This window comes from Arthrobacter sp. TMN-49 (assembly GCF_054511095.1).
This window is the reverse complement of record NZ_JBTNDH010000003.1, coordinates 14,837-36,826: the sequence shown is the minus strand read 5'-3', so window position 1 is coordinate 36,826 and position 21,990 is coordinate 14,837. Positions and strand designations below refer to the sequence as shown.

The following is a 21,990-nucleotide window of genomic DNA, read 5'->3' as shown; positions in this document are numbered from 1 at the left end:
AGAATGCTAGTTCCGCAGCAGTCAGTTGCTTTTAGTCGAACGGGTTCTCTACAAGCGCGTTCGAGTGCGTGGCCGACAGGTGGGCCAACTGCTCGGTCTCTTCAACTTCGGCGAGTACCACGGTGTTTTCCATGGGGGTCCTTTCGTAGGTTTTACAAGTGCTGCCGTGCTGGCAACTACAATGACACTATGCTTAATGAGAATCATTATCAAATACGCGTCTTGGAGGCGTCATGAAACAGCAAGTACTTGTCGTGGCCGATCAACGAGCCGAGGCCATCGGCTTCATCGATCCCGTGTCCCAAACGGTGACTGGCTGGATCCCCCATATGGCCTTAGCTGAGCACGCCGGGATTCTGCCGCTGGGCAACGGCAGGTGCGCGTGGGTTGACGACGCCGGTGGTTCGCTTGTGGTCATGGATCCCTTTGCCGCCACTGAGGCGGATCCGACGGCGGCCATTGAGCACCGAATCTCCGTCGCCATCCCCGGCGAGCACCTCGCCTGCGACCCCGCCGGCCGGTTCGTTGCTGTCACCACCGGATTGGGCGACTCGTGGGAACCGTGGAGCGACCTGCTCAGTGTGGTGGATCTGCAGGCCCCGGAAGGGCCACGCTCCCGCCGGATCCGCACGCGCACCGGCGAACCGGGAGTCGTACTGGCCACCACCCCGGACGGGCCACGCGTGGTGCTGCGGCACCGCGCACCGGGCGGCATCGAATCCGTTGCTGTCGACGCAATTCTTGCCGGGGGCGTCCACTGCCCGCAGGTGCGCGGCGAGAACATCGAAACGGTGGGCGCGGCCGGCCACGGAGACGCCTACGACCCGTTGACAGGCACCCTGTTCGTGGCCACCGAGCGCGGTCTTGAGTGCTTCGACGTGCGTGGCCCCGTTCCCCGCCCCCTACCGATCCGGTCCTGGGATGCAGACGGCCGCGCCTATTTTCTGCGCTATTGCCCACGGCGGCGACTGCTTGTGGCCGTGCTGCGCGACGGTGGGGAGCACCCGCGCCAGTGGGACACCTGGGGCAATACCCTCTGGGTCCATGACATCGACGCCAACACCACGCGCACCACGCCACTCGGTGACGGGATGATCTTCCGCTTCGCACTGACAGGAACCGCCATTGCCGTAGCTCGGATACACCCAGCCGGGGACGAGCTGGGTGTTTACTGCACCCAAACCCTGCAAGAACGCGGCCGGTGGTCCTTGCCGCCCATGGACAAGGCGCCGCGTCCCGGCGCTGAACCGTGGGACAACGCGGACCGTCGGGCAGTGGCCGCCTCGGACAGCTGCGAATGGGTCGCCGTGACCCGGGGCGGCCACGGCGAGGTGCATCTGATCGACACAGCGGTGCCCGGGGCGGCGCTTGTCACAGTGCAGGTTCCCGGCTCACTGAACGACGGCGGTCATCTCGCCTGGCTCAACCGTTCCGTCGCCAGCCCCGGAGACACGGTGGGTCGATGAACCGGGCCGTGGACGCCGAAGGTAACACCCACGAATCCTCAGCGGAGCTGGGACAACAGCTCCGGCACTTCGAGTATTTCCGTCACCACGTCAGGCGTTGGGACGCCACCGAACGGCAGGGCATGCCACAACTCGCCGGCGGCCACGCCGTCTATACCTGGCGGAGGCCCGGGGAGGAATTCCCGGCCCTCTACCGCGTAGCCGAGGACTGGTTGCGCCGGACTCTGGCCCCGCACAACGCCACGGAACACCCACCGAATGGTTCCGCGCTCCAGGTGCCCGCGCACCGGGTGGTGCGCGGGTTCGCCCTTGATCCCTCGGGCACGCGGGTCGCAGCACTGCTCGGTCCGGCCGACACCGAACTTGCCGAGTTCTGGCTGCTCTCCACTGGCGCAGCGCCGGTACCGCTCCCCGTCCCACAGTCCTGGCACGCAGCCCCGGTGTGGTCGCCGGATGGCACCACACTATGGCTGCTTTCCGGAAAGCCCCCGGCACAAGCCCTTTGGCGTTGCCGGTTGGCTGCCGTCGGTGTGACTGCACCAGCACAACGGCTACCGTTCCCCGAAGAACTCGGATCCCCGGTGGCAGGATCACGGCTGCGCCTGAGCATCAAGGATGGCGCACTGCAGCTCACTGTGCGCACTCCCGGAACCGCAACACGGTACTGGCTTCTCGGGGACGGCGGCTGGATCCAGTCAACCTCCCCGGACCCGTTTCCCGGGGAAGCGCCGGGGCAGCAGGTGCTGGCCCGGATCTCCGGCGTGCACGGAAACATCCTGGCCATCGAAGATCCCGCAGGCACCACCGTGACTCGGGACGGGGCAACGCTGTGGCAGCTCGAGGCCGCCGAACACCTCACAGCCCTGGCGCTCAGCACCCATCGCGACGGGGGCGCACTCTGGGTCCAGAGCGCCTCCCCGGAGCGACCCTCGGCGGTTGTCTGCCTGGAGTTACCGCCAGGGACCGCCGCGGAGCGGCCGCCCCGCAATGCCGACGCCGCGTTCACGCACCGTCGGTTGTTGGTCCCGGCCCGGGACGGGGTGGCGATTCCGGTGATTGTCTCGGCGCGCGCCGGGGACGTTGCCGGTGTCCTGCCCGTTTCCCCGCGGCCTCTCCTGCTTTCTTGCTACGGGGGTTTCGGTGTCGTGCACCGTACCGAGCCCGAACCCAGCGTGGCCGCCTGGCTTGCTGCCGGCGGCATCCATGTGGCGGCCCAGATCCGCGGGGGCGGGGAACGTGGCCCGCAATGGCACGAGGCCGGACGCGGGGCCAATAAGTTGCGGGCCGTCCACGACTTGATCGATGTGGCCCGCCACCTGGTGGCGCAGGGCTGGACGACAGTCGGTGAGCTCACAGCCGTGGGCGCCTCCCATGGCGGCCTGGTGGTGTGTGCCGCAGCGTTGCTGGCACCGGACGACTTTGGCCGCGTGATTGCGGTGGCCCCGTTGCTGGACACCGTGGATCTGCATCGGCACGGTTTGGGCGCCCAGTGGCTTCACGAATTCGGTGCCGACGGGGAAACCTCTCCGGAACAACGAGCAGCCTATTTCCCACTCCACCTGCTGGCCGCCATGGACTCGGCCGGGTCACTTCCACCGGTGCTGTGCTGCATCCTCGGCAACGACGAACGAGTCGACAATGCCGTGGCGGTGGAGTTCGTCTCCGGGATCCGGCGACGGGGCGGCGGTGCGTGGCTGCACGAGGAGCTTGGCGGCGGTCATGCACAGCGCGCCGCCAGTGTCTTGCTGGATTTCTCTGCCACCGTACTCGCCTTCGCGGCCGGTCCGGGGCACTGGATGTCTCGGGAGGGATAGTCCACGGGACTTGCTCAGCAGCGGCCTGGACTACTTTTCGCCCTGTCGGCGCACCATTTCGTTGATCCAGAGGGGTGCGAACGGGGAGGTGCAGTTCGGCGGCGTCGGGTAGTCCTTCAGGACCTCCAAGCGCTCACCGATGCGAAGGGCCCGGGCGCGGTGTTCGGGATGTTCTATGCCGATTTGGGCAAGGCAGGTGTTCATGGCCCACTGCAGGCGGTCCGGAGCGTCCTTCATCTGGGCCTCGATGATCTCCAGCAGGCCCGGCAGGTCCAGGCTGCCTGGCGCCTTGACGACGCGTTCGCTGGTCAGTGCCCACCCGGCACTGGCAACCACCGGATCCGGATCGGCGAACCAGAGGACACGCAGATCCTGCGCATGCGGGCTCTTCTTCACCACATAGTTCACCAGCCAGTCATTGACCTTGGGTATCCGACCCTCACGCATCATGGCGTCCAACTCCTCGGGCCCAAAGTCCTTCGGCCGGCAGATCAGCAGCGCCACCAGCCGCGCGGCGGTGTCACCGGTCGCCCAGAGTTCGCGGGCAAGATCCTGCTGCGTCTTCAGCCGCTTAGCGACAGCGCGCAGCTTGCCAAGGTTCACCCCGTGATCGTCACCGTGTTTCTCGTTTATGGCACGCGCCTTCGGATCCTCCAGCGCAGCCAACTCGGCCAACACCTCAGCCACCGCCGCACCCTTCGTAGCACTCCGGGCCATGTCCCACTCCTATCCATCACCTGTACATTTCAGCCTACTCGGTAACGTCCAGCAGCCGGCGGCACGGGATCGCCGCCGTCGTTCCTGCCACGGGCACGCAGCTGCCGGAATCGTCCCTGCCCGACCAGGATGCCGAAGACCACAACGGCTCCGCCGACGACTTGGTTCACGTGAACTGTTTCGCCCAGCACCAGAACACCCAGAAGCACCCCGCTGATGGGGGTGAGGTAGGTAACTGTCGATGCGATGGTTGCTCCCCACGCATTGATGACGTTGGTGTACCAGATGTAGGCGATTCCCGTCCCAACACCCCCGAGGATGACAACGCTGCTCACGATGGCCGGTGTCAGCGCTACTGGTCCTGTTCCGATGAACGGGGTCAGTGCCAGCATGATGATGGCGCCGGCTCCGATCTGCGAGGCGGAAACCGTGATGGCGTCATAGTTGTATCCGCGCAGGAATCGCCGGGTGTAGCTGAATCCAAGTCCATAGCAGGCAGTGCCGCCAAGGCAGGCCAGCTGGGCCCAGATGAACATCGGGTGCGCTGTGTCGGCGACCGCGTTCCACGGCGCGGCAATAAGAACGACGCCGGCGGCTGCGAGGAAAATGCCTGCCGTCTTAATTCTGGTCAGTCGCTCGTCGGGGAGGATCGCCAAGGCCACCACCATTGTGGCGATGGGAGTCGTTGCGTTGAAAATACTGGACAACCCGGCCGGTAAATACTGGGCAGCCCACGAGAAAAGCAGGAAGGGAATGACGCACATGATGGCGCCGATTGCCGTGAGGTGCGCCCATACTCGAATCCCCCGCGGCCAGCGGCGGCGGGTGGTCACCATGATGGCGGCAAGTACTATGGCGCCAAAAAGGAGCCTGCCAAGCACCACCTGGGCAGGCGAGAGACCACCCACGGCAACCTTGATGAAAAGGAAGCTTGCGCCCCAGACCACGGCCGCACCCAAATATTGGGTGCCCAGGGCCACGCCCTTCGTCTCTGTCATCATGCTCCTGCTCACTGCGCCTCACCCCTAGTTTGTCCACCTCAGTCTCAACTAGACTTCCCCCATGAATCAAACGAATTCCGCTCATGGTCTCATGCAGAAAATCGATTTGTGCCGGTAACTATTCGCCAGCTTGAGGTCTTTGTGGCAGTGCTCGAACACGGCGGATTTGGCGCCGCCGCGGACCATCTGGCGATGAGCCAGTCAGCTGTGTCGCACGCCCTGTCCGCGTTGGAGCAATTCACCGGCGCACCACTGGTGCAACGCGTTCCTGCCATCGCGCCAACCCCTCTGGGCGACTCCATTCTCACGCACGCCCGCAGCGTCCTGGCGAGCGTTCGCTCACTCGGTGCCACGGTGGACTTGCATCACCAACACGCTGCCACCGGAACAGTCAACCTCGGCGCCGGGGCAACTGCGTCCCACCGGCTGGTCCCGGAACTACTCGGTAAGTGGCGCACCGAACTGCCCGGTCTGGACATTCGCCTCTTTGAGGGAGGCGACGATGAACTTGTTCACTGGCTTGCCACTGGGGCTGTGGATGCCGCCATTGTAGTTGCGGAGAATCCGCTTCCACCGCATGCAGCCGTCCTTGCCCGTGATGATTTCAGGGCCGTGTTGCGCGCAGACCACCCGCTGGCTGCCGTGGACCTAATCAGACTCAACGAGCTCCTGGAAGACCCCTTGCTGTCATCCACCGCCGGCTGCGAACACCAGATCATGGACTTGCACACGCTGGCGGGCACTTCGTATGCGCCGACACAAAGGGTTCATGAGACGAGCACCCTCCTTGGCATGGTCGAGGCCGGTCTGGGCGTGGCGATCATGCCGTCCCTGGCGCACACCATGCTGGGCGAGAATCTGGTCACGGTGGAATTGGCGCCGCGGCTCGAACGCACGCTGATTTTCACCGGCCCGTCAGCCCGCCCGTGGCACCCCGGTGTTGAACGCATGCGCGACGTTGCGCAGCGTGCGGTGGCGGACTCCCCCGCCGAGGATGCCCCCTGAGTGACTCTGGCGGCGGGAATGGACGACGCCGGCCACAGGGTTCCGCTCGATGGGCGCCGGCGCGATCGATCCCCCGGCGCGCCCGCCAGCGTAGTGTCATGGGGACGGCTTCAAGACAGCCGAGAGTCAGCTGGAGCGTGAAAGGGACAACCCATGACTAGCCCGGATCTTCGTGACTGGCCGCCCAGCGACACCGCATATCGGCGTTCGGAAGTTTCTGCCGTGGTGGGAATTGGTGAGGCCGCCTGGGAACGCGCGGCCTGTGGTGTGCTGTTGTGGAAAGTGAAGACTTCCAGTGGCTTCTCCGTGGATTCAACCGAATCTGTTGCGCCCGGCCAGCGCGTGATAGTCACGGCACGGATGTTCGGGATAACGGTCCATGAGCCCGTGGAAGTAGTGGCCGTGGTGGAGCAGCCGGACCGGGTGGGTTTCGCCTACAAAACCCTGCCCGGGCATCCGGTCAGCGGCGAGGAAGCCTTTATTGTTCACCGCGACGGAGAACAGGTCCATCTGACCATCCGATCGCTCACCCGCGCGGCACCGCAGCAACCGTGGCGTGCCCTGTACCCGCTTCTTCTGCTCGCGCAACTGGTGGTGCGACGGCGATACTTGCGCGCGCTGCGCTGACTAGGCGGGGCGGCTAGGCTCTACCCCATGACTCTCCGCCCGGCTCCAGAGAATTCCGCCGCTGATTGGATCACCGGCACCACGCTGCCGTGGCAGCAGCTCGTCGGCTTCGGCCCGGCCGGATTCCCTGCCTATGCTCGGCTGCGCATCCTGCCGGACCCCACGCGCCCGGGCCAAAGCGAGAACGACGCCGAGGCCATCCCCGGCGTGCTCCCGGAGACAGACATGATGCAGGCGGCGATTGTCAGCTTGTCAAAACACACAGCCACTGCCGGCGGGCTCTACTTTTGCTTTTGGGACGGCTCTGGCTTCGACATGCCTGGGGCCTGGGTGGACGTGCCGAACCGCTCCTACTATCTCTACGAGGGGAGTGTTTCCGAAAACGGCGCGTGGGAAATAGCCACGGAAGATCAGGCGCCGGACCAACAGTGGATTCCGACCCCGGCTCTTGTTTGGCCGGCTGACCGTGCATGGTGCGTGGCCAAGGACGTGGATCCCCACTGGGTGGGCATTGGGGCCAGCACCGATGCCATCAACGAACTCATAGCCGATCCACGGCTGGATGCAGTCAGCGCCGACCCTGCAGAATGGCCGCCTCAGTACTACTAGCCGCTGAGCCCGGTGCCACCGCCGCCACGGCACTATTGGGCGCCGGAAACCAAATACACGTTCCTCGTCTCAATGAGCTTCTTCAGGTAGCGAGTCAGTACCACCTTCTCCACAAAACGCCCCAGCGGACCAAGGGGCGCAGCGAACTCGATCCTGTCAGTCATGTTGGTCCCGGCCGCGTCTTTGCGAAAGTCATGAACGTGCTTGAAGTACAGGAACGGGCCCTTGACTTGCTCATCGACAAAACAGCTGGGCGCATTGAGTTGGGTAATCCGGGAGGTCATCCGCAGCGGAATGCCGAAGTGCCAGGCCCGCCACGTTACTTCCTGTCCCAGACCCAGCAGACCGGACCTCACCCCAGCTATGGCCGTTTCCCTAGAGTGGGCCATCGACTCCGTGTGTGCATCAATGCTGCGAGAAAGATCAAACAACTCGGCCCGGCTCATGGATGTCCGGGTGACACATTCAAAGGAGGCTGCCATAGTGACAAGTATCCATGACTCCAGCTGGCAGGATGGCCATATGAGAAGTGTCGATACTGAAGGTCTGTTGCTGTCACAGGTCCTGCTGGCCCAACCGAGCAGGGGATCCTTCACCACGTACACCCCTGCCCCGACGAGTTTTCCGACACGGCAGCATTCTGCGAACACTTCAACGTCTCGCTGAGTCAAGCCGCCAACACCAGAGTGGTGACCTCCTTCAAGGTTCACCCGCCCGTCCAGGCCGTCTGCGTGGCCCTGGCGGAGCCCCAGCCATGACGTTCGGCCAAACACCGGTGCGTCACGTGGGCATCAACGACTTCAACCGGCCGGACCCCGACGTGTGGCCAGCCACCTTGGCACCGGTGCGTCATCTCCTCGAGAACGGGCTGGACCTGGGCCGCGCCACAGTCTTTGTGGGCGAAAACGGTTCCGGCAAGTCAACACTGGTGGAGGCGATCGCCATGGCCTACGGCGTCAACCCGGAGGGCGGCTCCACCGGGGCTTTGCACCACAGCCGCCCCACCGAGTCGGAACTGCACGCCAACCTGAAAGTTACGCGTAACGCCGGCACCAGCAAGTACGGCTATTTCCTGCGTGCCGAAACCATGCACGGATTCTTCACGTACCTGGAGGACAACCCCCGCCAAGGGATCCCCGACATCAACTTCCACACCATGTCCCACGGCGAATCCTTCCTGCAACTCATCGTGGACAGGTTTCGCGGCGGCGGGCTCGGGATCCTTGACGAGCCCGAATCCGCGCTCTCCTTCTCCGGCTGCCTGTCACTGCTGAGCGTGCTGACGCAACTGATGGACGACGGCGACTCCCAAGTCATTCTCTCCACCCACTCGCCGCTGCTGGCATCACTGCCCGGAGCCACCATTTACGAGGTGGGCGACTGGGGGTTGCGCCCCAAGGATTGGGAAGAACTTGAGCTGGTGCGCAACTGGCGTTCCTTCATGGACGCACCCCAAAGGTTCCTGAAGTACATTTAGTCCCGCGGTACCGCCAGATGCCTCAGTCCCGATGTTCGGCCTCCCGGGCCAGTTCCTCCTTGGTGGGTGGGCGTCCGCTGGACAGGTCCTCGGGCAGATCCCCCGGCAGCCTGTTCGGCATCCTGCCGGCCGGCACAATGGCCAACATGGCGATGGCGGCCAGACCCAGGATGGAAATCTTCAACGCCTGCAGGCGGGCGTCCTCATTGACCTTCACGGCCGCATCCACCTGCGCAGAGGTAGCCGTGGTGGAGCCAAGGAAATCCTTGAGGTGGTCGTTGGTCACAAAATTTACGCTGTCCAGCGGAATCTGATTCGCCAGCTCCTCGGGAATCTCGTCGTGGGCGCTCATGCCCGCCGTGACACTGACGGTCAGAACCGACACAGCAAACACGCTCGCCACCGCGATGCCCACCGAGCCGGAAATATTGTGCACCAGCCCGCGCCAGGCACCCACATCGCCGGCGAGCCTCTGCGGCGATGCCGACAACAGGGTGTTGAAGACAAGCGCCACGATCGCTCCCTGGCCCAAACCAAGAGTGATCAGGCCCAACACCACAAAGATTTGGCCCCAGCTGTTGCTGATGGTGAAGGCCAGCAGGATGAGCCCCAGCGACACCACGATGAAGCCCAGGCGCGCCAGTTTCCGGGGCGTGAACTTGTCGTAGAACTGCGCCACCAAGGAACTGGCCACGAAGATCGAGAGGGTGTAGGGGATGATCGAGATGGACGTTTGGAAACTTGAGCGGCCCTGCACAATTTGGATGTACAGGGGGATGAGGAAGTTCGCTGCTGTGCCCGCAAACAACATGGCCGCCATGCAAAATGTTGTGGCCTTCTCCGCCCCCGACTTCAGCACGTCAAGGTCAAAGATCTGCGGGCGTCCCGTGGACTTTTGCTTGCGCAGCCACATGAAGAACGCCTGGCCGCCCACTGCCCCCAACACAATCAGGACCAGCGCCGGGGACAAGCCCAGCACATTGAACGGCGCCGCCTCCGTGGCCATCACCACGCCCCAGGAGTTCATGCCGCTGAAGCCGAAGCTCAGGAAGATGATGGACACGGCCGCAATCATTGACCCGACCCAGTCGATGGCGACGTCGGGCATAGGGGCGATGTTCTTGAGTCTGAAACTCAGGGCAAAGTTCACAATTGCCAGCAGGACAATGAGCCCGAAGGAAAAACGCCAGCCGATGGTTGAGGCGAAGGAGCCGGCAATCAGCAGTGCCAACACACCGGCCGCCGGGATGGCTGCGGCAAGGTAGCCAATGGACTTGGCCTGCTGGTCCCCTTTGAAGTTGGCCGCAATGAACACCACCAGGGCCGGGGCAATCAGGGCGATCACGGCCCCGGACAACGCTTGGGCAACGAACAGCATCACGGGGCTGACGCTCAGCGCCACAGCTGCCATGGACAGCCCGTGGATGGCCACGGCAATCTGGAAAACCTTGCGTGAACCAAACTTGGCCCCAACTTTGGCGCCGAGCAGGATGAACGCGGCCATGGCAAACGTCCCAGCCGTAATGGCAGTGCCAATGTTGGTGGCTGGGGTGTTCAGATCCGTGGTGATGCCCTGCATGGAAACTGTCAGAGCATTCACGGCAAACGACGCCTGAATTTGGGTCAAGACCACCACAATCAGTGGCAGCCACGACGCATTGGCAACGGCCACAGCAGCCCCCGCCGGCACTTGACGACTGGACATCGGCAGGCCTTTCGCTTGTCCGGTCCGGCAGGCGCCGGGATGGGTGACTTTATTCTATGTAAAAACAGTGAAATTCCGGTAGAGGAATCCAACCCTGCCGTAATACGACGCCTGCCACAGAGTTGTTAGCCGTCGTAGGCGGCCTGCAAAGCGGCAATATCCAGTTTTGCCATACCCAGCATGGCGACCATGGCCCGTTGTGAGCCTTGCGGGTCGGCTCCGTTGAGGACGCTGGTGAGCATGCTGGGGATCAATTGCCAGGACACGCCAAACTTGTCCTTGAGCCAGCCGCACTGGCTTTCCTCACCGCCGTCGGCCGTCAAGGCAACCCACTTGGCGTCCAGCTCCTCCTGGGTGTCAAAGAACAGCTCAAAGGAGATCGCCTCAGTAAAGGTGTACTGCGGCCCACCATTGAGGCCACGAAAACTGCGGCCATCCAGCTCGAAGGCGACGGTCAAGGCAGTGCCAGCCTCACCGGGACCACCCTCGCCCCAGCGGGCAATCTCTCCAACATGGGAGTTGGGGAACAATCCAACATAAAAGTTCGCTGCTTCTTCTGCCCGGCCGTCAAACCACAGGCACGTACCAATCCCTGCCATTGCCACCACATCCATTGCTCGAAAACGGTCCAGACAAGCGTTCTGACCTGTGCAAAATCCTAGGACCGCCCGACCACGGCATCAATGGTTACTCGCTGGTAGCTTTCCGGCGGCGGGGCTTGGCTTTGACGGCGTCGCGAATCACCAGGTACAGAACCAGCCACGGACAAGGTGTGCAGCGCACCACCCAAGGACACCAAACACCTTCGAGTTTGCGACTAAACTCCCCTAGGTGAAACAAACACAAGCCCGCCCCAGTTCAAAGACACTTTTCTATACGATCGCCGCGGACGTTGTCCTGGTGCTGATCTTTGCCCTGTCCGGGCGCAGCTCCCACCGGGAGGACCTCTCGGTGGCCGGCGTGCTGGAGACGGCATGGCCTTTTCTCGCCGCACTGGCCGTGGGCTGGCTCATCTGCCGCACCTGGCGCCAGCCGTTGCGCGTGTGGCCCCACGGCGTCTGCCTGTGGCTGATCACCGTGGCTGGTGGAATGGCGTTGCGCATCCTCTCCGGCGCAACCGCCGCCGTCCCCTTCGTGGTGGTGGCGACACTTGTTTTGGCCTTGTTTCTGCTCGGCCACAGGCTCATCGCAACACGTGTGACACGTGGCACTCAAAGGCCATAACTAGCGAATCCATTGCGTTACGATGGGGGCAACGATGTGCGTAGTTGTGCCATCGCCGAGCCGTTTTCCACCTGATTGAGCCACACGACAAGGACCCCGCCTGTGATCACCGCTTTTGTCTTGATCAAGACTGATGCCTCCCGGATCCCCGAAGCCGCCCAAGAGATTTCCGAGCTTGACGGCATCAGTGAGGTTTACTCGGTGACGGGTGAATGGGACTTGATTGCCATTGCGCGCGTACAAAAACATGAGGAGTTGGCGGATGTGATTGCCGACAAACTCTCCAAGGTGAAGTCGATAGTCTCCACCACCACCCAGATTTCCTTCCGCGCATATTCGCAAACCGATCTGGATGCAGCGTTCTCCCTCGGCTTCGACCACTGAGTGCGCGGATGCGCCTCGAGATAGCTGTTCAGGACGTCCCCGGAGCGCAACTGGCAGCGGCGCACGGTGCCGCCCGGATTGAGCTGTGCTGCGCGTTGCAACTGGGCGGGCTGACACCGTCCCAGGGCCTGCTGAAAAGTGTCCGCCAGGCCGAACCGGACTTGGCCATTCACGCCTTGGTCCGGCCCCGCCCGGGCGACTACATCTATGACAGCGCAGCCGTCGCCCTCATGGTTGAAGAAATCAAGGCCCTGCGCGACGCCGGCGCCACGGGTGTGGTCATTGGCGCTCTCACGGCGTCGGACACCATCGACTTTGCCACTGCCGAGACCTTGATTGCGGCAGCCGACGGCTTGCACATCACCTTCCACCGGGCCATTGACCACCTCAAGCTGCCCGACGCCGTGACTGCAGTTGCGCAGTTGGCCAACCTTGGGGTGCAACGCATCTTGAGCTCCGGCGGGGCCGCCAGGGCTAGCGACGGTTTGGCCCAGCTGCGGGCCATGCACGAGGCGGCCCGGGGCCGACTGCATGTCATGGCTGGCGGCGGCGTGGAGATTGCCGACTTCACCACCTTCCATGCTGCTGGCCTGCGGGACGCCCACCTGTCGGCTAAGCGCATGGTCACGCAGACCCTGCCCCAACCCATCACGGCCGCGGCCGCGGACGAGGACCACAGCTATTTTGCCACCGACGCCGGGCTGGTCCAGCAGGCAGCCACTGCGGCCCGTGCGCTGAGCTAAGGCATGCGCCTGCCTTCATGGATCAGCAAAGCACGTGAGGGCCGCTTGGCGAGCCTCTCACGTGTTTAGTTGGTGTCTTGCGGCAGCCTACTGGGCGGCCGCGGCGGAGAGGGCAACCCAGCTCTTAAGCACGTTCGCGGCCGCACCACCATCAATGGCGGCCTCGGCCCGGGCCGCCGCGAAGCGCATACGCTCCACCAGCGTGCCGGAGGCGGACAGGTCGTAGGCTACAAGCCCGGCGGCCGCGTTAAGAATGACTGCATCACGCACCGGTGAGCGTTCACCGTCAAGAATGCGCCGCACCACTGCCGCATTGAATGCCGCGTCCTGGCCCCGCAGGTCCTCAATGGTGGCCCGGGGAATTCCCACATCCAAGGGATCAAAGGGTGTCTGCGTGACTTTCATGTCCCTGACCTCCCAGACGGTGGAGGTGCCCGTCGTCGTCAGCTCATCCAGGCCGTCACTGCCCCTAAACACAAGCGCCCGCACATTGCGCGCCGCCAACACACCCGCCACCAGGGGTGCCAGGCGGGCGTCGGCAACCCCAATGGCCGATGCGCTCACATGGGCCGGGTTGGTGAGCGGACCCAACAGATTGAAGGCTGTGGGAATGCCCAGTTGGCGTCTGGCGACGGCCGCATGGCGCATGGAGGGGTGGAAGAAGTTTGCGAAACAAAACGTGATGCCCACCTCGCTAGCCGCCCGGGTCACCATCTCCAGGGACAAGTCCAGGCGCACACCAAGGCTCTCCAGCACGTCCGCAGAGCCCGCAGCGGAGGAGGAAGCCCTGTTGCCGTGCTTGACCACTGTGGCGCCGGCCCCGGCACACACCAGCGCGGCCATGGTGGAGATGTTGACAGTATTGAGCCTGTCACCGCCGGTGCCCACAATATCCAAGGCGTCGGCGGATATCGGCAGGGGCCGCGCATTGGCCAGCATGGCCTCCACCAGGCCTGTCACCTCGGCAACTGTTTCACCCTTGGCACGCAAGGCCACCAGGAACCCGGCAATCTGCACATCGGAGGCGTCGCCGGCCATGATGGTGTTCATGGCCCACTGGGTTGCGTCCTGGCTGAGATCTTCCTTGGCTATCAAGGCGGCGATGAGATTTGGCCAGGTGCGGGTGTCGGCGGCAGCGTTTTGGAGAGGATTCACTCTCCAGATGTTAGTGGAAATCGGCGACGGCCCAAGGAATGTGACCATTGACACCTCCAACGTGTTGTGCATACGCGTCTGGGTTTCAGCTGTGAATACACCGGAATTTCGCAGGTTTGTAGAAAAAGATCTGGCAAACGGCATTTTGCATTGGGAAGTCTGGAGTTTTATAGACATAATGTCTATGTGACAACTGCGACCCATGCCCCCAGTACCCCGGCGCATCCGACGCTGAATCGACCGAACATGGTTTCTGTAGGAACCGTAGTTTGGTTGTCCAGTGAACTGATGTTCTTTGCCGGCCTTTTTGCCATGTACTTCACGCTGCGTTCCACCACTGGTGGGATGTGGGCTGAAGAAACGGCCAAGCTGAACTTCCCGTTCGCCTTGGCAAACACGATCATTCTGGTTTCCAGCTCATTCAGCTGCCAGATGGGTGTGTTTGCCGCTGAGAACCTTCGGCCTCGCCGCACCGGACGCCTCTTCCAGTTCTCCAAGTGGGGAATGACGGAGTGGTTCCTGTTGACCTTCGTACTTGGCGCCATCTTCGTTGCCGGTCAAGCGACCGAATACGCCATGTTGACGTCCGAGCACGTGCTCCTGAATTCAAACCCCTACGGCTCTGCCTTCTACATGACAACAGGCTTCCACGGCCTGCACGTCCTTGGCGGACTCGTTGCATTCCTCCTCATCATCGGCCGCGCGTATGCTGCAAAGAAGTTTGGACACTTCGAAGCCACCAGCGCGATCGTCACTTCTTACTACTGGCACTTCGTGGATGTCGTGTGGATCGGCCTCTTCTTGGTCATCTACGTCCTGAAGTAAGCTGCCAACAGCTTTCTTCTCTACAAGGTAAGACTTAGCATTTGCGGCCCTCACTAGGGGCTGCTGGAAACAGATCAAAGGAACCACCAAGTGAAGGCACTTTCGCAGAAGCGACGTCATCCGCTGGCTGCACTAGCGTTGCTAGTGATGGGGCTCATGCTGACAGGTGGGCTATACGCCGTTGTCACAACCATGAATGAGGCCAAGGCCGATACCACCACGTTTACCGCGCAACAGGTCGAAGAGGGCGAAAAGCTGTTCATCGCCAACTGCGCCACCTGTCACGGGATGGGCGCCAGCGGCACGGACGCAGGACCGTCCTTGGCCGGCGTCGGCGCGGCGGCAGTCGACTTCCAGGTCGGCACGGGCCGCATGCCCATGCAGATGCAGGGCCCCCAGGCTCGCGTGAAGCCCAAGCAGTTCGACGCCGAGCAGACCCGTGAATTGGCCGCCTATGTGGCCACTTTGGGTGACGGTCCGGCACTGCCCGAGGAGGAATTCATTGACGGTGGCGGCGACGCAGCCGCCGGTGGCGAATTGTTCCGCGTGAACTGCGCCATGTGCCACAACGCTGCCGCAGCTGGTGGCGCACTGACACGCGGTAAGTTTGCTCCGCCGCTCGCTGGTGTGTCCAGCAGCCACATGTACAGCGCCATGGTCACGGGCCCGCAGAACATGCCAGTGTTCAGCGACGCCAACATCAGCCCCGAAGGCAAGCGCGACATCATCACCTTCTTGAACACCATTGAGAACCAGGGCTCCCCCGGTGGCGCCAAGCTTGGCTCGCTGGGTCCGGTTTCCGAGGGCTTGTTCCTCTGGACAGCCGTCCTTGGTGTTGTCATCGGCTTCACCATCTGGCTGACGTCGCGGACTTCCTAAGTTTCAAGAACCACAGTTTTTGGCTGCGCTAGCAGCCACCAGATACATACATTACGACCCCGGGAACGCGCCGGGATAAGAGAAGGATGAGGGGATTATGGGCAACCATAGTGACGGCACGCCGACAAGCTCGGACGCCGTAGCTAAGGCTGGTCACGATGAGGTGGATAGGTTCCAAGACCCGGGACTGCCACCACATCGTTTGCGACTAGCTGACACGGACCCCAAGGCTGCAAAGCGGGCCGAACGCCAGGTGGCATGGCTATTTATCATTTCCATCGTTGGCACGCTGCTTTTCTTCGTTGGTTACTTTGGCATTCGCCTTGATGACACCTTGGACACTTTGCGTGTGCAGAACACGTTCCTCGGCATAGGCGTGGCCTTTGCCATGCTGGGCATTGGCACGGGCATTGTGCATTGGGCCCGCGCCCTCATGCCGGACCATGAAGTTGCTGAAGAGCGTCACGAACTGCGCTCCGAGGAAGACCGTCTGGCGGCCGTTCAAATCATCGATGACATCGTTGAGGAGACAGGCATCAAGCGTCGCCCGCTGATCCGCAACACCCTCATCGGCGCCGTCGCACTGGCTCCCCTGCCGGCCATCGCGATCTTCCGCGATCTTGGCCCGCTGCCCGGTGACGCCTTGCGGCACACGCTGTGGAAGGAAGGCGAGCGTCTTGCCCGCGATCCTGACGGCACACCCATCAGGGCAGTTGACGTCACTATTGGTTCGGCGTTCCACGTGATTCCCGAGTCCCTGAACAAGCTCGAGCACGGCAAACTCAACGAGAAGGCCAAGGCAGTTGTCTTGCTGATGCGTTTGAACCCGGATGATCTCAACCCTTCAGAGGGTCGCGAGGACTGGGCTTACAACGGCATTGTTGCTTACTCCAAGATTTGCACCCACGTTGGTTGCCCGGTTGCTTTGTACGAGCAGCAGACGCACCACCTGCTGTGCCCCTGCCACCAGTCAACCTTTGACTTGACGCAGGAGTGCAAGGTTATCTTCGGGCCGGCTGTTCGCCCGCTCCCGCAGCTGCCCATTACGGTTGACGCCGAGGGCTACCTGGTCGCGCAGAGCGACTTCCATGAACCTGTTGGACCGAGCTTCTGGGAGCGTGGCTAATCATGTCGACAGCACCGCAAACCACATTCGAGCCCAAGACCGCCACCGGTCGCATCACCAACTTTGTTGATGAGCGCGTGGGCGGCTCGGGCATGCTGCGTGAATTCGGCCGGAAGGTCTTCCCCGACCACTGGTCATTCATGTTCGGCGAAGTTGCCTTGTACACCTTCGTCATCCTGCTCCTTTCGGGCACCTTCCTGACGTTCTTCTTTGACCCGTCCATGGCTGAGACCCACTACGACGGCGTTTACGTTCCCCTCAAGGGCGTGGAAATGTCCGTCGCGTACAGCTCCTCGCTGGACATCTCCTTTGAGATTCGGGGCGGCTTGTTCATGCGCCAGGTTCACCACTGGTCAGCCCTGTTGTTCGTGGCTGCCGTGTCGGTGCACATGCTGCGCGTATTCTTCACCGGCGCATTCCGCAAGCCCCGCGAACTGAACTGGGTGGTGGGCGGCGTGCTGCTCATCCTGTCCATGGCTGCCGGCTTCACCGGTTACTCACTCCCCGATGATCTGCTCTCCGGCAACGGTCTGCGCATCATTGATGGTGTGGTCAAGTCCATTCCCGTGGTTGGTACCTACATCTCCTTCTTCCTCTTCGGTGGGGAGTTCCCGGGCACAGTCATCATTGGCCGCCTGTACATGATGCACATCATGTTGGTGCCGGCCATGATCTTGCTCATGATCGCCATTCACTTGTTCATGGTGGTCATCCACAAGCACACCCAGTACCCCGGCCCGGGCCGCAACGACCGCAACGTGGTGGGTTACCCGCTTGGCCCGGTTTACGCGGCTAAGGCTGGCGGCTTCTTCTTCATCGTGTTCGGCATCATCGCCTTCGTTGCCGCCACGTTCACCATCAACCCCATCTGGAACTACGGCCCCTACGACCCCTCCCCCGTTTCGGCAGGCACACAGCCTGACTGGTACATCGGTTGGGTGGATGGTGCCCTGCGCCTCATGCCAGGTTGGTTGTTCAACATCCCGATGGAATGGCATATTCCGTTCCCGTGGGGCGTGAACACGCTGTCCTTCAACGTTCTTGGCCCGGCCTTGATCCCGGCTGGCATCGTCTTCACCTTGCTGTTCCTGTACCCGTGGATTGAACGCTGGGTAACGCGCGACAACCGTGAACACCACGTGTTGGACCGTCCCCGCAATGTGCCGACCCGTACGGCCATTGGTGTTGCAGGCTTCATCTTCTACTGCGTCATGTGGGCCGCTGCAAGCTCTGACTTGATCGCAACACACTTCCAGGTCTCGCTGAACGATGTCACGTACTGGTTGCGCGCACTGTTCTTCATTGGCCCGGTACTTGGCTTCATTGTCGCCAAGCGTGTTGCCCTTGCACTCCAGCGCAAGGATCGCGAGATTGCTCTCCACGGTCGTGAGACTGGCCGCATCGTGCGTTTGCCGCATGGTGAGTTCCAGGAAATCCACGCACAGCTCGATGACTACAAGCGCTACAAGCTGGTTGGTTTCCAGTCCCCGGTCGCCGAGGAAGGCATCCCGAACGACAACGGGATTGTCACCAAGAAGGAGCACCTGCGAGCCAAGCTCAGCGGATTCTTCTTCGAGGATCGTGTTGCCCCGGCGGCACCGTCGGAGCTGGCGGCCGGTCACCATCACGAGGCTATCGAAGCCAGTGATGATGAGAAGGCCATCAAGCACTAAGCAGGGCTGAACAAAAAGCAGTGGGCGGTTCCCGAAAGGGAACCGCCCACTGCTTTTTGTTGCCCTCTCCGGCCGCCTGCGCCAGTCTGGCGGACTGCGGCGCCGGCCGCTAGTACATGCGTCTGGTGCGCACGCCGGGGCGCTGCAGGGGTACACGGAGCTTGTACCTGTCCGCCCGGTAGAAGGACACCGAGTAATCCACTGTTGAGCGCGACACAAACGCGTGGCGTTCGGTGCGCAGCACCGGGGCACCGATGTCGACCTTCAGCAACCGGGCAATGGAGGGTGTGGCGGCGTTGGCTTCGATGATGTCCTCACCCCACTCAATGACCAGCCCGTAGCGCTCCCCCAGCACGTTGTACAGGGACGACGGCGGTCCGGCGTCAAGGATGCCCGGCACCCGCCAGGCCGGGAGGAAGTTCTCATCCACGCTCATGGGCTCATCGTCCGCCAACAGGAGCCTGCGCAGCCGAATGACCGCCTGGCCCTCCTCCAGCGCAAGCTCACGGGCCAGGCGGGCCGTGGCGCGAATCTGTTCGAACGCCAGCACTCGTGCCGAGGGGCGCATGCCGCGGCGTGCCATCTCCTCCGAGTAGGAGGTGAGTTTGAGCGTCACATCCAGTTTGGTGCGGGCCACAAACGTCCCCACCCCCACCACACGTTCAAGGAGTTCCTCCTCGACGAGTGCCTCCACGGCATGGCGGAGGGTCATGCGTGCCACACCGAAATGGGCTGCCATGTCCCGCTCGGAGGGCAACTGCCGCCCGGACTTGTTGGCGGACAGCACATAGTTGCGCAACAGTTCCCGCAGTTGGATATGGACCGAGACAGGCGAGTCCCTGTCCAACTCCCCCGGGATCTCTTTCGCCGGCGGGACCAAATAGCTCATGAAACTCCTTTGCTCACAGTTACCAGCCTAAAACACGACTACTCTCAATACAGAAACATCTACCTTCTAGGAGCTCGTTTATGTACACCCGCAAGATCACAGTGGCTGCCAGCGTCGGCCTGCACGCGCGCCCGGCAGCAGTTTTTGTCAGGGCAGTAAACCGCACGGGCCTGCCCATCACCCTGGCCAAGGAGGGCCTCGACGCCATTGACGGGCGTTCACTGCTCGCTGTGATGAGTGCCGACTTCCAGCAAGGTACTGAAGTTGAGGTGGCTGTGGGTCCCTGCGATGCCGACGACGACGCCGTGCGGGCCGCTGTGGACCATTTGGCTGCCCTGCTGCTCACGGACCTGACAGACCCCGCCTAACCCCCTGACAGACGCTCTCGCAGCAATGGCTGGATTTTGATGAACGCTATCGCACTCGGTGCGATAGCGTCCGTCATTTAATGACCATTGCTGCGAGAGCGTCTGTCAGGGGTGCGCAAAAAGGGATTGTCCCCCACCACATGGTGGGGGACAATCCCTTTTACTTTGTTCAATTCAACCGGCTACGGAAGCCGGGCAATGCTAGTGTGCGTGGTCTCCGCGGCTGTACTCGTACACCCAGCCAACCAGCGCAATGACACCGAGGCCGGCGCCGACCAGGAAGATCCACCAACCCACGGCCAAGCCCAGGAAGGCTGCGGCACAGGACAAGGCCAAAACCAGCGGCCACCAGCTCCAGGGGCTGAAATGCCCCTGCTCGCCGGAGCCTTCATGAACTTCGGCATCGAGGCGATCCTCGGGACGAGGTCCAACCCGGTTACCCGTGTAGTACAGGTAAAGACCCACCATGGCGCACAACCCGGACAACAGGTACATGGCCAAGAACCCCACGGGCTCGGCCCATGACGTCATGAAACCGTAAACCGTGGCCACGGGAATGAAGAACAATCCAGTGAGCAAAAACAGCCAAGATTCTACCTTCACTTGTTAGCCCCCCTCGTAGTTGCTGGTACTGCCGGTACGTAGTGCGGGGCAAGCTCTGGATGGTGAAGATCCAGAGCCGGACGCTCCGAACGGATACGCGGCAGGGACGTGAAGTTGTGACGCGGCGGCGGGCAGGATGTTGCCCACTCCAAGGAGGCGCCAAAGCCCCAAGGGTCATCAACTTCAACCTTCTTGCCACTGCGCCAGGTGATGTAAACGTTCCAGAACCACGGGATCATCGATGCGCCAAGGACGAACGAGGAAATGGTGGAGAACTGGTTCATCCAGGTGAAGTTATCTTCGACCATGTAGTCGGCGTAGCGACGCGGCATACCCAAGACACCCAACCAGTGCTGGATCAAGAAGGTGCCGTGGAAGCCCAGGAACAAGAGCCAGAAGTGAATCTTGCCCAACCGTTCGTTCAGCATCCTTCCGGTGAACTTGGGCCACCAGAAGTAGAAGCCGGCGAACATGGCGAACACCACTGTGCCAAACACGACGTAGTGGAAGTGAGCAACCACAAAGTAGGTATCGGAGACGTGGAAGTCCAACGGCGGCGATGCCAAGATGATGCCTGTCAGGCCACCGAACAAGAAGGTGATGATGAAGCCAAGGCTCCACAGCATGGGCGTTTCAAAGGTCAAGGACCCTCGCCACATGGTGCCAATCCAGTTGAAGAATTTCACACCCGTTGGCACCGCGATGAGCATTGTCATGAACGAGAAGAACGGCAGCATGACCTGGCCTGTGACGTACATGTGGTGTGCCCACACAGTCACCGACAAGGCGGCAATGGCGATGGTGGCGAACACCAAGCCCTTGTAACCGAAGATCGGTTTGCGGCTGAAGACCGGGAAAATCTCCGAGACAATACCGAAGAACGGCAACGCAATGATGTATACCTCTGGGTGTCCGAAGAACCAGAACAAGTGCTGCCACAGCATGGCACCACCAAATTCGGCATCAAAGATGTGAGCTCCGAAACGGCGATCAGCACCCAAGGCGAACAGCGCCGCGGCCAACGGCGGGAATGCCATCAGGACCAAGATGGCTGTGACCAAGGTGTTCCAGGTGAAGATCGGCATGCGCCACATGGTCATGCCAGGGGCACGCATGCAAATGATGGTGGTGATGAAGTTGACGGCACCCAAGATAGTTCCGAAACCTGACAGGGCCAAGCCGAATACCCACAAGTCGCCACCAACACCGGGACTAAACGTGGTGTTGGACAACGGCGCGTAAGCAAACCAACCAAACGCCGCAGCACCCTGGGGAGTGATGAACCCGGATACTGCAATGGTGCTGCCAAAGAGGAAGAACCAGAAAGCCAAGGCGTTCAGGCGGGGGAAGGCAACGTCGGGTGCACCAATTTGCAGGGGCATGATGACGTTGGCAAAGCCGGCGAACAAGGGTGTTGCAAACATGAGCAACATGATGGTGCCGTGCATGGTGAACAACTGGTTGTATTGATCCTTGGTTTGCAGAATCTGCATACCCGGCTCAAACAGCTCCGCCCGAATGATGAGCGCCATGACGCCACCAAGACAGAAGAAGATGAATGCTGCGATCAGGTACATGTACCCGATCGTCTTGTGGTCGGTTGAGGTGATCCAGTTGACGACAATGCGTCCCTTGGACACGGGAACCACCCGCGGAGCAGCCGAATTCACTTCGGTTGCTGAGTACTCGAGCGTAGACAC

The 21,990-nt window shown here is 61.9% G+C and carries 24 protein-coding genes; 14 read left to right on the top strand and 10 right to left on the bottom strand.

The features are described 5' to 3' along the window. Positions 1 to 31: 31 nt before the first annotated feature. Entirely contained in the window at positions 32 to 133 is a 102-nt protein-coding gene (gene amiA / locus ACX80E_RS02305) for a streptamidine family RiPP (protein ID WP_243400284.1), read from the bottom strand. Between the two features lie 100 nt (positions 134 to 233). Between amiA and ACX80E_RS02300 the strand changes: the two genes are divergently transcribed. Further along, complete coding sequence (locus ACX80E_RS02300; RefSeq protein ID WP_459300147.1) at positions 234 to 1,466, top strand: hypothetical protein; 1,233 nt, start codon at positions 234 to 236, stop codon at positions 1,464 to 1,466. Next, complete coding sequence (locus tag ACX80E_RS02295) at positions 1,463 to 3,280, top strand: prolyl oligopeptidase family serine peptidase (RefSeq protein WP_459300145.1); 1,818 nt, start codon at positions 1,463 to 1,465, stop codon at positions 3,278 to 3,280. The genes ACX80E_RS02300 and ACX80E_RS02295 overlap by 4 nt, the downstream gene beginning before the upstream one ends. A gap of 30 nt (positions 3,281 to 3,310) precedes the next feature. Here ACX80E_RS02295 and ACX80E_RS02290 read toward each other — a convergent pair whose 3' ends face one another. Both ACX80E_RS02290 and ACX80E_RS02285 read right to left on the bottom strand, forming a co-directional pair. After that, positions 3,311 to 3,997, bottom strand: a complete 687-nt coding sequence (locus ACX80E_RS02290; protein ID WP_459300143.1) for a DNA alkylation repair protein — start codon at positions 3,995 to 3,997, stop codon at positions 3,311 to 3,313. A 29-nt stretch (positions 3,998 to 4,026) separates the two neighbouring features. After that, complete coding sequence (locus ACX80E_RS02285; RefSeq protein ID WP_459300141.1) at positions 4,027 to 4,995, bottom strand: DMT family transporter; 969 nt, start codon at positions 4,993 to 4,995, stop codon at positions 4,027 to 4,029. A gap of 111 nt (positions 4,996 to 5,106) precedes the next feature. On the opposite strand from ACX80E_RS02285, the gene ACX80E_RS02280 reads away from it, so the two are divergent. The 3 genes from ACX80E_RS02280 (at position 5,107) to ACX80E_RS02270 (ending at position 7,239) form a co-directional block, all read left to right on the top strand. Further along, complete coding sequence (locus tag ACX80E_RS02280; RefSeq protein WP_459300139.1) at positions 5,107 to 6,003, top strand: LysR family transcriptional regulator; 897 nt, start codon at positions 5,107 to 5,109, stop codon at positions 6,001 to 6,003. Between the two features lie 153 nt (positions 6,004 to 6,156). Further along, positions 6,157 to 6,630, top strand: a complete 474-nt coding sequence (locus tag ACX80E_RS02275) for a DUF1990 family protein (RefSeq protein WP_459300137.1) — start codon at positions 6,157 to 6,159, stop codon at positions 6,628 to 6,630. Positions 6,631 to 6,657: 27 nt separating this feature from the next. Continuing rightward, positions 6,658 to 7,239 (top strand): hypothetical protein, encoded by a 582-nt coding sequence (locus ACX80E_RS02270; RefSeq protein WP_459300135.1) that lies wholly within the window; start codon positions 6,658 to 6,660, stop codon positions 7,237 to 7,239. A 32-nt stretch (positions 7,240 to 7,271) separates the two neighbouring features. On the opposite strand, the gene ACX80E_RS02265 is transcribed toward ACX80E_RS02270, so the two are convergent. Beyond that, positions 7,272 to 7,721 carry an SRPBCC family protein gene (locus tag ACX80E_RS02265; RefSeq protein WP_459300133.1) on the bottom strand — a complete coding sequence of 150 codons (450 nt, stop codon included), beginning with the start codon at positions 7,719 to 7,721 and terminating at the stop codon, positions 7,272 to 7,274. 272 nt (positions 7,722 to 7,993) lie between these two features. Between ACX80E_RS02265 and ACX80E_RS02260 the strand changes: the two genes are divergently transcribed. Further along, positions 7,994 to 8,716, top strand: coding sequence for an AAA family ATPase (locus tag ACX80E_RS02260; RefSeq protein WP_459300131.1), 723 nt, complete (start codon positions 7,994 to 7,996; stop codon positions 8,714 to 8,716). 22 nt (positions 8,717 to 8,738) lie between these two features. On the opposite strand, the gene ACX80E_RS02255 is transcribed toward ACX80E_RS02260, so the two are convergent. Together ACX80E_RS02255 and ACX80E_RS02250 are read right to left on the bottom strand one after the other, a co-directional pair. Next, on the bottom strand, positions 8,739 to 10,421 hold the full coding sequence (locus ACX80E_RS02255; RefSeq protein WP_459300129.1) for an MFS transporter: 1,683 nt from the start codon (positions 10,419 to 10,421) through the stop codon (positions 8,739 to 8,741). Positions 10,422 to 10,546: 125 nt separating this feature from the next. Next, a complete protein-coding gene (locus ACX80E_RS02250; RefSeq protein ID WP_459300127.1) occupies positions 10,547 to 11,020 on the bottom strand; it encodes a VOC family protein in 474 nt (157 codons plus the stop codon). 232 nt (positions 11,021 to 11,252) lie between these two features. On the opposite strand from ACX80E_RS02250, the gene ACX80E_RS02245 reads away from it, so the two are divergent. From ACX80E_RS02245 to ACX80E_RS02235, 3 genes are all read left to right on the top strand, one after another. Next, positions 11,253 to 11,645, top strand: coding sequence for a DUF3054 domain-containing protein (locus ACX80E_RS02245; protein ID WP_459300125.1), 393 nt, complete (start codon positions 11,253 to 11,255; stop codon positions 11,643 to 11,645). Between the two features lie 102 nt (positions 11,646 to 11,747). Then, positions 11,748 to 12,029, top strand: a complete 282-nt coding sequence (locus ACX80E_RS02240; RefSeq protein WP_459300123.1) for an Lrp/AsnC family transcriptional regulator — start codon at positions 11,748 to 11,750, stop codon at positions 12,027 to 12,029. Between the two features lie 8 nt (positions 12,030 to 12,037). Then, positions 12,038 to 12,772 (top strand): copper homeostasis protein CutC, encoded by a 735-nt coding sequence (locus ACX80E_RS02235; protein WP_459300121.1) that lies wholly within the window; start codon positions 12,038 to 12,040, stop codon positions 12,770 to 12,772. 87 nt (positions 12,773 to 12,859) lie between these two features. On the opposite strand, the gene trpD is transcribed toward ACX80E_RS02235, so the two are convergent. Then, entirely contained in the window at positions 12,860 to 13,927 is a 1,068-nt protein-coding gene (gene trpD / locus ACX80E_RS02230; protein ID WP_459300119.1) for an anthranilate phosphoribosyltransferase, read from the bottom strand. A gap of 186 nt (positions 13,928 to 14,113) precedes the next feature. Here trpD and ctaE point away from each other — a divergent pair, with 186 nt between their 5' ends. The 4 genes from ctaE (at position 14,114) to qcrB (ending at position 18,430) form a co-directional block, all read left to right on the top strand. Then, positions 14,114 to 14,752, top strand: coding sequence for an aa3-type cytochrome oxidase subunit III (gene ctaE, locus ACX80E_RS02225; protein ID WP_459300117.1), 639 nt, complete (start codon positions 14,114 to 14,116; stop codon positions 14,750 to 14,752). Between the two features lie 90 nt (positions 14,753 to 14,842). Beyond that, positions 14,843 to 15,631, top strand: coding sequence for a cytochrome bc1 complex diheme cytochrome c subunit (gene qcrC, locus ACX80E_RS02220; RefSeq protein WP_459300115.1), 789 nt, complete (start codon positions 14,843 to 14,845; stop codon positions 15,629 to 15,631). Between the two features lie 97 nt (positions 15,632 to 15,728). After that, positions 15,729 to 16,757, top strand: coding sequence for a cytochrome bc1 complex Rieske iron-sulfur subunit (gene qcrA / locus ACX80E_RS02215; protein WP_459300113.1), 1,029 nt, complete (start codon positions 15,729 to 15,731; stop codon positions 16,755 to 16,757). A 2-nt stretch (positions 16,758 to 16,759) separates the two neighbouring features. Next, positions 16,760 to 18,430 (top strand): cytochrome bc1 complex cytochrome b subunit, encoded by a 1,671-nt coding sequence (gene qcrB / locus ACX80E_RS02210; protein WP_459300111.1) that lies wholly within the window; start codon positions 16,760 to 16,762, stop codon positions 18,428 to 18,430. A 109-nt stretch (positions 18,431 to 18,539) separates the two neighbouring features. Here the strand turns inward: qcrB and ACX80E_RS02205 are convergent, their stop codons facing one another. Next, positions 18,540 to 19,319 carry a GntR family transcriptional regulator gene (locus ACX80E_RS02205; RefSeq protein ID WP_459300109.1) on the bottom strand — a complete coding sequence of 260 codons (780 nt, stop codon included), beginning with the start codon at positions 19,317 to 19,319 and terminating at the stop codon, positions 18,540 to 18,542. 80 nt (positions 19,320 to 19,399) lie between these two features. On the opposite strand from ACX80E_RS02205, the gene ACX80E_RS02200 reads away from it, so the two are divergent. Further along, the gene (locus tag ACX80E_RS02200; RefSeq protein WP_459300107.1) at positions 19,400 to 19,687 is read left to right on the top strand and encodes an HPr family phosphocarrier protein; all 288 of its coding nucleotides are present in this window, start codon (positions 19,400 to 19,402) and stop codon (positions 19,685 to 19,687) included. 201 nt (positions 19,688 to 19,888) lie between these two features. Here the strand turns inward: ACX80E_RS02200 and ACX80E_RS02195 are convergent, their stop codons facing one another. After that, positions 19,889 to 20,290: a cytochrome c oxidase subunit 4 gene (locus ACX80E_RS02195; RefSeq protein WP_459300106.1), complete on the bottom strand. Its 402-nt coding sequence runs from the start codon at positions 20,288 to 20,290 to the stop codon at positions 19,889 to 19,891. Next, the gene (gene ctaD, locus ACX80E_RS02190; RefSeq protein WP_459300104.1) at positions 20,287 to 21,990 is read right to left on the bottom strand and encodes an aa3-type cytochrome oxidase subunit I; all 1,704 of its coding nucleotides are present in this window, start codon (positions 21,988 to 21,990) and stop codon (positions 20,287 to 20,289) included. Before ctaD ends, ACX80E_RS02195 begins: the two co-directional genes overlap by 4 nt.